The sequence below is a fragment of the Pleionea sediminis genome, assembly GCF_007570825.1.
Taxonomy (GTDB): Bacteria; Pseudomonadota; Gammaproteobacteria; order Enterobacterales; family Kangiellaceae; genus Pleionea; species Pleionea sediminis.
This window is the reverse complement of sequence record NZ_SUNB01000002.1, coordinates 548,856-562,683: the sequence shown is the minus strand read 5'-3', so window position 1 is coordinate 562,683 and position 13,828 is coordinate 548,856. Positions and strand designations below refer to the sequence as shown.

Genomic DNA, 13,828 nt, shown 5'->3' with positions numbered 1-13,828 from the left:
AGGTTGTTAGCTACATTTCACTTTTGAATAGTTCGAGAAAGGGTTTTTTCGATTCGTCTCCGGCAGCAACAAGTTCCTCTGCCCATTGCACAATTGTTTTGCCATCATGCCCTGGGGCTGTAATGGCATCGGATCCTGCTTTTGAGGCCAAAAATTTTGCTGCAGACATTGCATTATTGATCGTAGCTACACGCAGTAAACTTCCATCATCGCCACATTTTATTGCTGGGTAAATGGCTCGAAGTCGCATTCCTGCTGCTCTTAATTTGCGACGCATGGAAGTGCGGTCATCGGTTTTGGCAAAGTCGCATAAACTGATAGCGAGTCTTAATAGTCTATCATCTGCTTGAGTTGTCGTTGGCGTTAATACCAGTAAACTAAGTGTGCAAGTAAAAGTGATAAATATTTTCATTATGTTTATTCCTAAAAGTACTACTCAATGAAACATAACAGAGTTGTTCGGTTAGCTTCCGGCTTTTACGCGTTTTACAGGGCGTTTTTTTGTGACTACTTCCAGACCCATTAAGCGTAATGTATCAGAAAATAATGTGGCGACTTTAAAAGGTTTGGTCATATAACTGTTAACTTTTAATTGTTGTAGCGCCTGAATTTCCTCCTCAGATAAATCTTTCGCAAGAACTAAAATAGGCACGGCTTTCCAACGTGCATCTTTTCTTATTCGCCCAAGAAGTTCGAACGCATCACCTTCGCTTAATTCTAAATCGGTAATAAAGACATTGGGAGCTGGCTGCATTCGAATATGCTGAATGAGTTTGCGCTGATCTCTGAAGCTGGTGACTTCGAATTCTTTGCGACCAAAAATCTTCTCCAGTTTTTCAATACTGGAAGCTTCTTTTTGGAGAATCACTATTCGAAAGAAATCTTGCTGCATAATATGAGTAGTTAATGTATCTATTTTAAATCTAGTACAAAAATAGCCAAGTTCAATAGATATCTTTCGGTGCTTATGTCCATTTTTAATTGAAATACTTATATAAAACAGAATGTTAGAAACCCAATATGGGAGCTTAAACATGCTTACTCCACGCTCTGAGAGTTTTTCAGCTCTATCGGCGAACTGAGCAACGCTGTTGTGATTCGACTGAGTCGCAAGTTAGTTGCGTTACGATTATAATGCGGCACATGGTGAATAGAGGTCTGAATGAGCAAAGTGTCAGTTAATTCAAATATTTCAGCAAAGGATTTTAAAAGAAGGGTCTGTGTGGCACCAATGATGGATTGGACGGATCGTCACGATCGTTATTTCTTGCGTCAAATTACTCAACATACATTGCTGTACACGGAAATGGTTACTACGGGCGCTGTTATTCACGGTGATCGTGAAAAGTTGTTGGGATACAACGACTGTGAACATCCAGTGGCTGTTCAGTTAGGTGGCGGTGATCCTCAAGAGCTTGCCCAAGCAGCTGAGGTCTCGGAATCTTATGGCTATGATGAAATTAATTTAAATGTAGGATGCCCATCAGATCGAGTTCAGCGAGGTAAAATAGGGGCTTGTCTAATGGCTGAGCCTGAGCTGGTCGCTTCGTGCGTTAAAGCGATGATTAATTCGGTCTCCGTGCCAGTAACTGTTAAATGTCGAACCGGTGTCGATGAGCTTGATTCTTACGAACATCTCAGTTCATTTATTCAACAAGTCTCTGATGCTGGCTGCCAAACATTTATCATTCATGCTAGAAAAGCCTGGCTATCGGGGCTTAGTCCGAAGCAAAATCGCGAAATTCCACCGCTCCATTATGATCGTGTTTATGCGATAAAGCGTGATTTTCCTCATCTGGAAATTATTATCAATGGTGGCATTACTTCCCTTGAGCAAAGTCAGGAACATTTGAATTATGTCGATGGCGTTATGATTGGACGAGAGGCTTACCAAAATCCTTATCTATTGGCCTCGGTTGATCGATTATTTTATGGTGATTCTACTCACCCTGGTTCAAGAGAAGAGGTGGCGATGTCTATGATTGATTACATTGACCGGCACCTTGAAAAGGGCGGGAAACTTAACCACATAACTCGCCATATTTTAGGGTTATTTTATTCCCAACCTGGCGGACGGCTATGGCGCCGTTACTTAAGTGAACATGCGACGCAACCGGGAGCCGGAAGCGATGTTGTACGATCGGCTCTTGATGCAATAAGAACCAAAGAAGTTGCAGTGTAAGAATTACTAAATAATGGTTAATTTATTAACTGAGTCTTTTTGCATAACAAGGATTAAACTATTAACCAACCTCCTTAATTGTCCTAACCTCCTGAAAAATTGATAAAAAACACTCCATTTCTTATCTTGGCATGAAATCTGAATGGTTCTAATTTAAAAGCGGACTTTATGTCTTTTGGTTTTTCAACGAAATTTGGAGAGATTGTTATGGGTATATTCAGTCGATTTTCCGATATTGTAAATAGCAATATAAATGCACTGCTGGATAAAGCAGAAAATCCAGAAAAGTTGGTTCGGATGATCATTCAAGAAATGGAACAAACTTTGGTTGAGGTTCGTAGCACATCGGCTAAAACATTGGCTGATAAAAAAGAACTTACTCGAAAGTTGGCTGCGGCAGAGCGTGAAATTTCTGGTTGGCAAGAGAAAGCAGAATTAGCCATTTCTAAAGGTCGAGAAGATTTAGCTAAGGCAGCTTTAAAAGAAAAAGGCTTAATTGAACAACGGATTGATGTGCAGAAAAAAGAAATGCTTGAGCTTGATAATGCGTTAGAAAGCCTGAAAGAAGATGTTTCTCGATTGCAGTCAAAACTTGATGAAGCTATTTGTAGAAGAGACTCCATGTTATTGAGACACGAAACTTTAACCAAGCAAAAAGAGATTAAGCAACAAATTTACCGGCCTAATCTTGATTCAGCGTTTGAAAAGTTTGAGGCCTTTGAACGAAAAATGGATCAAATGGAAGCTGAGGTTGAGGCATTAGACCTAGGGAGAAACTCAAACCTGAAAAGTGAAATTGATGAGCTCGTTACCAATGAGAGACTTGATCAAGAACTTGAGGCATTAAAAAAGAAGGTTGCCAATAGTTAATACAATTTTGCACTGTTTAATCATTGAGTTTAGAGGTAATTAATATGAGTCGATACCATTGCTATAAAGAAACCATTAAGCGTCGATTTTATCGGTCGCGCGCTCGAGGTAAGTTGAATGGTGTGTGTGCAGGCGTTGCCAGTTATTTTGACTGGGAATTGACAGTTGTCCGTTTGCTGGCTGTGCTGGGACTTATATTTTTTACCATTCCTACCCTGTTAGCTTATTTTCTGGTGACATTTCTTACTGATAAGTTGTAACTTACTTAACTGAACGGTACGCTTTTTATCAAAATAACGCTGATAGAAGGTGCTTTTTTCTAGAGGCAATATTATCCTAGCGTAGTTGCGAATAAAAAGGGTTAGTTCAGTAATGTCATTAAGCTTCGTATTACAAAAAATGTGTCATTATACAAGCCGGCTGGCTGTTTTCTTCTGTTTGTTGAATCTCGCTCCATTATGGAGCGATGAAGGGAGTGAAGGGAAAGTAATTATCGAATCTCCTTGGATACGATCGGTTTTGCCGGTACAAAAGACAACGGCTTTGTATCTGTCTATTGAGAATCAATCGGATGAAACGCTTACATTAATTGATATTGAAACTCCTATTGCAAAAAGGGATATGTTTCACGAAACGATCGAGAAGAATGGCATTGCGTCTATGCGACATCGAGATTTTTTAGATATTTTACCTGGCGAAAAGTTGGAACTCAGCCCAGGCGGTTTACATATTATGCTAATGGGTTTAGTGCATCCTATCACTGAAGGAAACACAGTTCCCGTCGTGTTACACTTCCGTGATAGCTTAAGCAAAACAGTCGAAGCGACTATAATTCAAAATCGCTAAAGATGACTCGAATATTGAATCAAAAATTAAGGTGTTCTAATTCATGAATCCATTGAAGATTTTTCTGAGTAGTTTAATTCCGCTACTTTTAATTTTTTACTTCATTGCTGTTTATTGGAGCTTTGAGCCGGAGTTGTTCGAAGTTAATGCCAAAGATGCCTATCGAGGGTCCGATCAATCAAAGGAACTCGTTATCGGTTACACCACCGTGAACACTACAATGAAAATAGGTAATACATTACTCGATAAATCCGGCGGATTTTTAAGTAATGATATTATGCCGCCGAGCGTTTTTATGGACAATATTCCTGCTTGGGAATATGGCGTACTGGTTCAAGTGAGGGACATGGCGGGTACTTTGAGAAACCATATGAGTCGTAGTCAATCGCAGTCGGTTGAAAATATAAATCTGAAAGAAGCTGAACCTTTATTTAATATTGACCGGTTATCTTGGATGTGGCCCGAAGCTGAATCTTCCTATCACAATGGAATCGATCAATTAAAGGCTTATCGTGACAGTTTAATGGACAGTAGCAATCAGGACGCTCAATTTTACGCGCGCGCTGATAATTTGCGAGTTTGGCTTTCTGTTGTTGAGAAGCGTTTGGGCAGTTTGTCACAACGTCTGACAGCGAGTGTTGGTCAGGAGCGAGTTAATACAGATTTGGCGGGAGACTCAGCTGCCGAGCAATCGACAGAATCTCAGAAGCAATTGACGGTGAAGACACCTTGGTTAAAAATTGATGATAATTTTTACGAAGCTCGAGGTACTTGTTGGGCATTAATTCACTTGTTGAAGGCGGTTGAAGTTGATTTCCAAAAAGTTCTTGAGAAAAAGAATGCAACGGTTAGCCTTCGCCAGATTATTCGTGAACTAGAAGCAACACAGGCAACCGTGTGGAGTCCTTTGGTGTTAAATGGAAATGGTTTTGGATTAATGGCCAATCATTCATTGGTGATGGCGTCTTACGTGTCACGTGCTAACGCCGCGATTATTGACCTTAGAGAACTTTTGGCACAAGGTTAAGTCCTCCTTTTATCGCAAAAGGCCCTTTTGGGGCTTTTTGCCCAGTCGATTTAAACCTATCTCGATCTAATCTCGTCTATGATGTAAAGCATCCCTTATAAGGTTTTATTTTGAGTGCAGAGTTGATTTCGATTCAACAAGCAAAATCTGAGCTTCATCAATTGGATGAGTGGGTCTTGCTTGCTCAGCAGGGTGATGTTGCAGCTTTTGAATGTATTTATAAAGCGTTTAATAAGCGAGTTTATGCGCTTTGTTATCGAATGGCCGCCAACGAAGCTCTGGCAGAGGAGCTGATGCAAGAGGCGTTTATAATGGCCTGGCGCAAACTCCCTCAGTTTAAAGGCGAGAGCCAATTAGGCACCTGGCTTCACCGATTGACTTCGAATTTGGTGATCAGTCATTTTCGGGTACAAAAGAATCAAATGGTCGAAGGTAGTGATGCAGAGTTGGAGCATTCAGGAAATGAGTCAAGCCGTCTGGATCTTAAGCGAGATCTAGAGAGGGCTATAAAGGGTTTACCTGATAAAGCTCGAATGGTATTTGTTTTACATGATATTGAAGGTTTTAAACATCAGGAAATCGCTGAGCAGATGTCAATTTCAGAAGGAACCTGTAAGGCGCAGTTGCATCGAGCGCGAACTTTGTTGAAAGAGAGGTTAGTATGAGTGAGCATAATAGCGACGAAGGCTGGAATAAAATTCGTCAAGCTATCGATGAATTGCCGCGAGAAATGGAGCCTCCGGTTGATGGCTGGCCTGCGGTACGTCAGGCAATTCAGTCAACGCAAGCTAAAGATGAGCGGCACCATTCCTTTTGGATGCCTTATGCGATAGCTGCGAGTTTGCTTATTGCTGTTTTTTCGACCTTCTTATCCGTAAAAACAATGAACGATTATGATGAGTTTAAACAGCAGCATTATGCCTATGTTAATCGGCAAGAGCAGCTTCAGGTTATGGAGCAAGAGCGCCAATTGATTAAAGCAAATTTTGAGTCGCAGTTCTCTGAGGTTGCCCAGCAATTGCCCCCCGAAGCTGTTGCAGACATTAAAAATAACTTGGTGGTTATCGAGCAGGCAATACTTGATATTCGTAAAGCTTTGGTGCGACAGCCTAAAAATAAGCGGTTGAACGAGTTGCTACGAGAAACTTATCAAAGTGAGAAAATCTTGATTCAAAGTGTTGAGCAAAGTTATCCGAAAATTCGAGGTGAAATATGAGTCGTTGGGTTTTAATTATTGTTTTATTAACCTTGGCTAATGTTTGTTTCGCTATCGAAGAAAGCATTGATGCAACAGGCATTGATCGTGTCACGATAGAAGTTATGCGCGGTGACGTTACATTAAAAGGAACTGATCTGTCTAGAGTTTCGGTTACTGGCAAAATTGATTCAGCAGCGGATGATGTGATTTTTGAAAAACGAGGTACTACGATCGTTTTTATTGTCGAAATGCCACAAAACAGCCAGTTTGGTGGTGCTGCAGCCTCCAGACTGCAGTTCGAAATTCCATCTAACATTGCCGTAAGTTTTAAATCTGTTCAAGCCAGTGTGAAGCTTGACAATTTTACGAACGGAGCTCAAGTCGAGACGGTTAGTGGTGACATATCCGGTGATGCTATTGTGTCTTCGTCGAAGTTTGCGAGTGTCAGTGGCGATATTATTCTTAAAGCTGGCAAAGGCGACTTACTCATATCGAATGTTAGTGGTGAAATTAAAGTTGATAGCGATGCCCAAGCCTTGAAGATTACGACCGTTTCAGGAGATGTTGATTTAAATTTGCCAAAAGTGAGTGATTTTAGTCTGACTTGTGTATCGGCAGACGTAAAGGCAAAATTCGGTGTTACGGAAGCACCAAACATCAAAATGACGTCTGTAAATGGCGAAATTGATCTTGATATTTCAGACGATGTTGATGCCTTGGTAACGTTAAAAACCGGACCTGGTGGCGATATTATTAATCAATTAACTCAACAAAAACCATCCAGCTCATTTGTTAGTGAGCAAAGTCTGACAATGCGGCTTAAAAAAGGACAAGGGGTGATTAATTTGAGTACGGTTTCTGGTGATTTAATATTAAGATAAGAATCGACAAATAAAAAAGCCGCTTATAAAGCGGCCTTTTTATTAATCTCGATAGCTAATTAAAATGCAGGCTTGTCGTCGCTGGATTCGTAACGAGCGACACTGTCATTAATTTCCTTTTTTGCTGCTTCGGCATTATCCCAACCTTCTATTTTGACCCATTTGCCTGGTTCTAGATCTTTGTAGTGCTCAAAAAAGTGCTCAATTTGGTTGAGTAACAGCTCTGGAAGTTCTTTTACTTCGTTAATATCTTTATACATCGGCGTTAATTTGGAAACTGGTACGGCGAGTAATTTTGCATCAGTACCTGACTCGTCAGTCATTTTTAGTACTCCAACAGGCCGACAGCGAATGACAGAGCCGCCCATTAAAGCAAATGGTGTTGGAACAAGAACATCCACGGGATCGCCGTCTTCAGATAGTGTGTGTGGCACATAGCCATAGTTACAAGGGTAGTGCATGCAGGTTGCCATGAAACGATCGACAAACATCGCGCCTGACTCTTTGTCGACTTCATATTTTACTGGATCTGCATGTGCAGGGATTTCAATGATAACGTTAATTTCTTCTGGAATGTTTTTGCCTGAGGCGACTTTATTTAAACTCATGATATCCGGTATTCCTGCTGGTTAAGTTAGCTCTATCACAAAGGTCGCGTATTATACAGTTATTGCGACGCAAAATAAATTGGCTCTCGAACTATAAAAAAGTCTTTAAATATCAATTGAGTAGAAAAATCTCTCGCAAGAAATTGCTAATTAATCGTTGAGCGTTATAAAAACATAACTTGATATAAGTACGATAATAGTTTTGGATGATTGTGTGTTATCGTAACTCACGTTCAAAACAGTGCCAGAAGTGGCGAACTCATCAGTTCAAGCAGTGTCGCTTGTCCGTCGGCAGACAAAGTTGCCTAGTCAATAGGCGTACGTGTATTCAAATTTTCGTTGAAAACGATTCTGAATCAATTTCACCTTCGGGGGTTTTATGTCTGACTTGCTGTATGTTCCACCGATACTCGGTGTCGCCGGTATCATCGTTGCTTTCATAATTTTTGCTGTCGTTAAAAAGAGTCCTGCCGGAGACGGCAAAATCAAGAAGATATCCGATGCTATTCATTTGGGTGCAATGGTCTTTATGCGCCGGGAGTACACTATTTTATTTGGCTTTGCTGCCATATTAACGATTTTGCTGTACGTTGGATTTGAAACATGGCATACGCCTACTGCATTTATTGTTGGTGCTTTGTGTTCTGCGTCTGCTGGGTATATCGGTATGTATACCGCGACCTATGCAAACGTTAGAACAACCGTTGCAGCTAACCAAAAAGGACCTGCTGAGGCTCTTTCAATAGCTTTTTTTGGTGGTTCAATAATGGGACTCACCGTTGCTTCGATGGGATTACTTGGATTGGGCGGTCTTTATCTTTTATTTGGAGCAAATCCAGAACATGCGGAAGCGATTCACGGATTTGGAATGGGGGCTTCGACAGTTGCTCTATTTTCTCGTGTGGGTGGCGGTATTTTTACTAAAAGTGCAGATGTAGGAGCTGATCTTGTCGGAAAAATTGAAGCCGGAATACCTGAGGACGATCCTCGTAACCCAGGAGTTATAGCGGATAATGTCGGTGATAATGTTGGTGATGTTGCCGGAATGGGATCGGATATTTTTGAATCTTACTGCGGCTCGATGATTGCTTCGATTGCTATCGCATCAACAATGGCAATGTCGGATATCGCTCAGTTAATGCCTGATGAGCCATCAAAAGAAAACCTGATGTTTTTGCCGCTTGCATTAGCTTCTGCCGGATTATTATGTTCGATAGCAGGGATATTATCCGTTAAGCTTTTTTCGTCTACAGATCCGGCTAAAGCGCTTAGAATGGGAACAATCGGTTCTACCCTGCTGCTTATGGTCGTTGCTTATTTTGTCATTACAGGATTATCAATGAGTATCAATGTCTGGTTGTGTGTGATTTCTGGTGCTGTTGGTGGAATTATCATTGGTTTGGTCACCGAATATTATACGGGTGGAAAACCTGTTCGTGACATTGCCAAAGGTGGTGAAACTGGGCCTGCCACGGTAATGATTTCTGGTTTGGCCGTCGGCATGCAATCGGTAGTCATTCCGGTACTGACTATTGCTGCAATTATTTTTATATCATCTTCCCTATTACCCGAAGGGGCAGGTATCTATGGTGTTGGTATTGGAGCAGTTGGTATGTTGGCTACGGTTGGTATTACTATGGCTATTGATGCTTATGGTCCGGTTGCTGATAACGCAGGTGGTATTGCAGAAATGGCGGAGTTAGGGCCCGAGACTCGAAAAATTACCGACGAACTGGATGAGGTGGGAAATACAACGGCAGCGATTGGTAAAGGATTTGCCATTGGTGCAGCAGGTTTGGCTGCGCTGGCAATTATAGCTGCTTATATCGAGACGATCAGTCAGAAGGTTCAAGACTTTTCCTTGAATATTAGTAATCCCGAAGTTTTAACTGGTATGTTTATCGGTGGCATTTTTCCATTTTTGGTATCTGCGATAACGATGAGAGCTGTCGGCGATGCTGCCTTTGATATGATTAAGGAAATTCGAAGACAATTTCGAGAAATTCCTGGGTTATTAGAGGGTAAGGCGGAACCAGACAATGCTCGCTGTGTTGATATAGCCACGACAGCTGCTTTAAAACGAATGGTGTTACCTGGAGCTTTAGCTGTTTTCTCACCAGTTGTTGTTGGTTTCGGCATTGGTCCAGAAGCATTGGGTGGGATGTTAGGTGGAGCTCTTGTGAGTTGTGTTTTACTGGCTTTAACAATGGCAAACGCCGGCGGAGCCTGGGATAACGCAAAAAAATACGTAGAAAAAGGAAATCTAGGAGGCAAAGGCTCTGATGTTCATAAGGCCGCCGTAGTCGGAGATACTGTTGGCGATCCATTTAAAGATACTTCTGGGCCGGCGATGAATATTTTAATTAATGTTATGGCGATAGTGAGTCTGGTGATTGCGCCATTGTTGGTACGTTAAGACATTTATTATACGCCAGCCGAAACATTCGGTTGGCGTTTCGCAATTTATTGAGAGTTTGCCATACTTTATATTGGGTAGGTTTATAGTTACATGTTTGTCACTCGTGTATGGATATTGAAGCAATTTGCAATGAGTTTTCAGAACTCGACGATGAAGTAAAACAAGAGTTTTACTCTGATGTGAAAGATTGTGTTCAAGAAATTAACGATTGTGCTGCTATATTGTCCTCCGAAGATCCTCAAGTTTTAATCAACCGCTTATTTCGCTCTATTCATACGATAAAAGGTAACTGCAACATGGTTTTTCTAGAACCTTATGTTGTAGCGACGCATAAGATCGAGGAAATGGTGCAAGATGTTCGAAATGCAACTTATTCTTACGATCCTGCCTATGGAAAGTTTTTTATCACTTGTATTAACGCTCTCGATGAAATGCTTATTAACACCATGGCAAATAATATTATTGATGCAGAATCATTGCAGAAGCTTGAAATTCTGATCGAAACTGTTCGTGAGTCCAAAAATGAACAGCGTGTGGAAGAAGCTCTACGAGGTGAACTCGCGATACAAGAGGGACATTATTCATTGAATATGATAGCGGTGAGTCGAATTGAAGGCGAAGCGTTTTCAATATTTGATGCTACCGATATGGAATTTTTTCACTATCTTTCTGAGTGCCAACAAGCCATTGATCCGATGCACAGTCTACGTATGCAGGTTCAAATAGATATCGTAAAAGCGCTTAATCTTACTTTGAGTAAACCTGAAGAAGAAGATCAATTACTTGCAGCTTTGTACGTATTCGAATTTTTTCATATCGTAAGAGGGGATGATTACGGACAGAATAGGCGCCACGTGATTTCAGCAGGAAACATGTTAGCTCGAATTCCGGGATGGACGCGAGCAGCGGAATTAGTTTTTCAATCTTATGAGAAAACTAATGGAACTGGATATCCGAGAGGCCTATCTGGTAACGATATCTCTTTTGCTGCCAAAGTAATACATCTTGTTGACCGCTTCATTTCTATTGCTTTGGATAATCGTGGTAAAGGCTATAAGAAAAGTTTATTTATAGCTGTAAAATCCATTAATCAACTTGCCGATATTGAGTATCCTCAATCGTTAATTAACGACTTCAATCAAATTATTAAAGAAAAATATCTGGATCACGTTCATTGGTAATTCGTTAACCCTTTCTATTTTTCATAAGCGTTTAAATAGACAGATGTCACATTCTCAACGGAGGGTATTATGAGAATTCTTATGTCTGCTATTTTTTCGCTTGGAACCGTTATCGGTTTATTGATCTTAATGAGTAATATGGTTTCGGCCAAGCATTCTACTGGTAGCCTGCCGGTTAATCCTGTTTACAATGGAGTTGAGGTTGATTTTGATTTGCTGAAAAAGATCAGGAAGCCAGAAGATTTAAAACCTGTAGTTGAGAAACCGAAAGCGCCAGAAACAACTCAAAAGCCGAAACAATCAAATCCAGTAACTGCAGAACCTCTTATAACTTCTTCGCCTACAAGTACGTTCTCTGTCGGTTTGCCTGACATCAGTACAGAACCGATGAAGGATATTGGTAACTCATGGGGGCTTTCTGGTTCAGAAGCTACACCTCGACTACGTATTGAACCTTTGTATCCCCGAGAAGCACAGTTAAAAGGTTTAGAGGGATATGTGTCATTGTTGTTCGATATCGATGAAAGTGGAGCTGTTACCAACATTCGAGTTTTGGAGTCTGAGCCTCAACGATTATTTGATAAAGCTGCCGTTAACGCTTTACGAAAGTGGAAGTACAACGCTAAAAAAGAAAATGGAAAGACTATCAAGTTAACCAATCAACAAGTGACTTTGCAATTTGAAATGGAGTCTTGAGTTTTAAATCAAGGAACGAATTTGCCGATGGATTATTATGTGTCATGGAAGAAAAAAGGAGGCTTTGCCTCCTTTTTTACTTAAATTATGGAAAGAAATGACTTACTCAGCCATTTCTTTGAGCTTTTTAAGCGGACGAACTTTAACAACCGTACGAGCAGGCTTGGCTTTGAACACGGTTTCTTCACCAGTAAATGGATTAATACCTTTTCTCGCTTTAGTTGCTGGCTTTCGAACTGTTTGTACTTTCAACAAGCCAGGTAGTACGAACTCGCCGCATGCACGTTTTTTGATGTGTCGCTCGATGATATCAGATAGCTCATCAAGAACTGCGGTTACCTGTTTGCGAGAAAGTTCTGTGCTCTCTGATATTTCGTTAAGCATTTGAGACTTGTTATAGCGCTCTTTTACAATCGAACCTTTTTTTGCAGCTTTTTTAGCAGGTGCTTTTTTGGCAGCCGCTTTTTTCTTTGCTGGAGATTTCTTTGCCGCAACTTTCTTTTTTGCGGGTGATTTTTTAGCTGCCGCCTTTTTCTTGGCGGGCGCTTTTTTCTTCTTAACAGCCATGGTCTAAAGCCCCTTGTTGGTTGTTGTGTTGATTAATAGCCTGAGTGTTGTGCACTCATTAAATACTCCATCAAAACTTTTATAACAAAAATGCCATTAAATAAAGGAGAAATAGCGAAAAAATAGGGGTTTTTTTAAATTTAGGTTAAAATACGGGCTTAAAAGGTTCGAATGTTCAGAAATAGGTGTATTTTCAAGGGTTGTGAAGCTTTCTCGATTTAATTGAGTGTCAAGACAATTCTTAACCAAAGTCCTTGTATCTGCGCTTGGCTTTCTGTAAAATTCTCCCTCCTTTTTAGAAGCCCATAAACCAAGCCCCGTTAAAACTTGGTACTAGGAATTCAGCAAAGCCCGTTTGGGAGCTAAGAGAGACAATGAAAACATTTACTGCAAAACCTGAATCTGTAAAGCGCGACTGGTACATCGTCGATGCTGAAGGCAAGACACTAGGTCGTCTTGCTACTGAAATTGCTCGTCGTTTACGCGGCAAGCACAAAGCGGAGTATACGCCTCATATTGACACTGGTGATTACATCATCGTTGTTAATGCCGAGAAAGTTGCTGTGACCGGAAAGAAAGAGACAGCTAAGACTTATTGGCGTCACTCAGAATATCCTGGCGGAATTCGTTCGATTACTTTGGATAAACTTCGTGAGAAAGCACCTGAGCGTATTATTCAAAACGCTGTTAAAGGAATGCTTCCTAGCAATCCGCTTGGTCGAGCGATGTTTAAGAAACTTCGCGTATTTGTGGGTCCTGAGCATACACATTCAGCTCAGCAACCCAAAGAATTGAATATTTAATAAGGTACATTAAGATGGCAGAACAATATTACGGTACCGGTCGTCGTAAAAGCTCTACAGCTCGTGTATTTTTGCGTGCTGGCTCGGGTGTTATCACTATCAACGGCCGTCCTATTGATGAGTTTTTTGGTCGAGAGACATCTCGAATGGTTGTTCGTCAACCACTAGAGTTGACTGAGACATTAAAGCAGTTCGACATTCATGCGACTGTAGTTGGCGGTGGAAACACCGGTCAAGCAGGTGCGATCCGATTAGGAATTACTCGCGCTCTTATGGAATATAATGAAGAACTTCGTGGCGATCTTCGTGCTGCGGGTTATGTAACTCGTGACGCACGTTCGGTAGAACGTAAGAAAGTTGGTCTTCATAAAGCACGTAAGCGTCCTCAATTCTCAAAACGTTAATTCTTTCGGGGATTTTGGCTTTGCAAAAAAAGCGCTCGTTTTTCGAGCGCTTTTTTTTGCCTGTGATTATTGTTTAATCGTATTTAACTGTTTGAATTTATTATCTTTATCTATCCAATTTACCTGTCACTGTTTATTTGAAAATA

Annotated in this window: 17 protein-coding genes; 13 read left to right on the top strand and 4 right to left on the bottom strand. The window is 40.9% G+C overall.

Translation table 11 applies throughout. The features are described 5' to 3' along the window. Positions 1-10 precede the first annotated feature (10 nt). Complete coding sequence (locus FAX86_RS12410) at positions 11-412, bottom strand: DUF3718 domain-containing protein (RefSeq protein WP_144393728.1); 402 nt, start codon at positions 410-412, stop codon at positions 11-13. A gap of 51 nt (positions 413-463) precedes the next feature. Next, the gene (locus tag FAX86_RS12405) at positions 464-1,036 is read right to left on the bottom strand and encodes a response regulator (RefSeq protein ID WP_144393727.1); all 573 of its coding nucleotides are present in this window, start codon (positions 1,034-1,036) and stop codon (positions 464-466) included. A gap of 126 nt (positions 1,037-1,162) precedes the next feature. On the opposite strand from FAX86_RS12405, the gene dusA reads away from it, so the two are divergent. From dusA to FAX86_RS12365, 8 genes are all read left to right on the top strand, one after another. Further along, positions 1,163-2,182: a tRNA dihydrouridine(20/20a) synthase DusA gene (gene dusA / locus FAX86_RS12400; protein ID WP_144393726.1), complete on the top strand. Its 1,020-nt coding sequence runs from the start codon at positions 1,163-1,165 to the stop codon at positions 2,180-2,182. Positions 2,183-2,389: 207 nt separating this feature from the next. Further along, entirely contained in the window at positions 2,390-3,052 is a 663-nt protein-coding gene (pspA, locus tag FAX86_RS12395; RefSeq protein WP_144393725.1) for a phage shock protein PspA, read from the top strand. Positions 3,053-3,096: 44 nt separating this feature from the next. Next, positions 3,097-3,312 carry a PspC domain-containing protein gene (locus FAX86_RS12390; protein ID WP_144393724.1) on the top strand — a complete coding sequence of 72 codons (216 nt, stop codon included), beginning with the start codon at positions 3,097-3,099 and terminating at the stop codon, positions 3,310-3,312. Between the two features lie 112 nt (positions 3,313-3,424). After that, entirely contained in the window at positions 3,425-3,898 is a 474-nt protein-coding gene (locus FAX86_RS12385) for a copper chaperone PCu(A)C (RefSeq protein ID WP_144393723.1), read from the top strand. A gap of 43 nt (positions 3,899-3,941) precedes the next feature. Further along, positions 3,942-4,925, top strand: coding sequence for a DUF2333 family protein (locus tag FAX86_RS12380; protein ID WP_144393722.1), 984 nt, complete (start codon positions 3,942-3,944; stop codon positions 4,923-4,925). Positions 4,926-5,035: 110 nt separating this feature from the next. Then, the gene (locus FAX86_RS12375; protein WP_164503564.1) at positions 5,036-5,590 is read left to right on the top strand and encodes an RNA polymerase sigma factor; all 555 of its coding nucleotides are present in this window, start codon (positions 5,036-5,038) and stop codon (positions 5,588-5,590) included. After that, on the top strand, positions 5,587-6,141 hold the full coding sequence (locus FAX86_RS12370) for a hypothetical protein (RefSeq protein ID WP_144393720.1): 555 nt from the start codon (positions 5,587-5,589) through the stop codon (positions 6,139-6,141). Before FAX86_RS12375 ends, FAX86_RS12370 begins: the two co-directional genes overlap by 4 nt. Then, positions 6,138-7,004 (top strand): DUF4097 family beta strand repeat-containing protein, encoded by an 867-nt coding sequence (locus tag FAX86_RS12365; protein WP_144393719.1) that lies wholly within the window; start codon positions 6,138-6,140, stop codon positions 7,002-7,004. The genes FAX86_RS12370 and FAX86_RS12365 overlap by 4 nt, the downstream gene beginning before the upstream one ends. 59 nt (positions 7,005-7,063) lie before the next feature. Here FAX86_RS12365 and ppa read toward each other — a convergent pair whose 3' ends face one another. Then, a complete protein-coding gene (gene ppa / locus FAX86_RS12360) occupies positions 7,064-7,612 on the bottom strand; it encodes an inorganic diphosphatase (protein WP_144393718.1) in 549 nt (182 codons plus the stop codon). Positions 7,613-7,991: 379 nt separating this feature from the next. Between ppa and FAX86_RS12355 the strand changes: the two genes are divergently transcribed. From FAX86_RS12355 to FAX86_RS12345, 3 genes are all read left to right on the top strand, one after another. Further along, positions 7,992-10,028 carry a sodium-translocating pyrophosphatase gene (locus tag FAX86_RS12355; protein ID WP_144393717.1) on the top strand — a complete coding sequence of 679 codons (2,037 nt, stop codon included), beginning with the start codon at positions 7,992-7,994 and terminating at the stop codon, positions 10,026-10,028. Positions 10,029-10,138: 110 nt separating this feature from the next. Continuing rightward, positions 10,139-11,212, top strand: a complete 1,074-nt coding sequence (locus tag FAX86_RS12350) for an HD domain-containing phosphohydrolase (protein ID WP_144393716.1) — start codon at positions 10,139-10,141, stop codon at positions 11,210-11,212. Positions 11,213-11,293: 81 nt separating this feature from the next. Continuing rightward, complete coding sequence (locus FAX86_RS12345) at positions 11,294-11,908, top strand: energy transducer TonB (protein ID WP_164503563.1); 615 nt, start codon at positions 11,294-11,296, stop codon at positions 11,906-11,908. A 102-nt stretch (positions 11,909-12,010) separates the two neighbouring features. On the opposite strand, the gene FAX86_RS12340 is transcribed toward FAX86_RS12345, so the two are convergent. Then, complete coding sequence (locus FAX86_RS12340; protein WP_144393714.1) at positions 12,011-12,475, bottom strand: HU family DNA-binding protein; 465 nt, start codon at positions 12,473-12,475, stop codon at positions 12,011-12,013. A 374-nt stretch (positions 12,476-12,849) separates the two neighbouring features. Here FAX86_RS12340 and rplM point away from each other — a divergent pair, with 374 nt between their 5' ends. Then, a complete protein-coding gene (gene rplM / locus FAX86_RS12335; RefSeq protein WP_144393713.1) occupies positions 12,850-13,278 on the top strand; it encodes a 50S ribosomal protein L13 in 429 nt (142 codons plus the stop codon). A gap of 14 nt (positions 13,279-13,292) precedes the next feature. Continuing rightward, positions 13,293-13,682 (top strand): 30S ribosomal protein S9, encoded by a 390-nt coding sequence (gene rpsI, locus FAX86_RS12330; RefSeq protein ID WP_144393712.1) that lies wholly within the window; start codon positions 13,293-13,295, stop codon positions 13,680-13,682. Positions 13,683-13,828 lie beyond the last annotated feature (146 nt).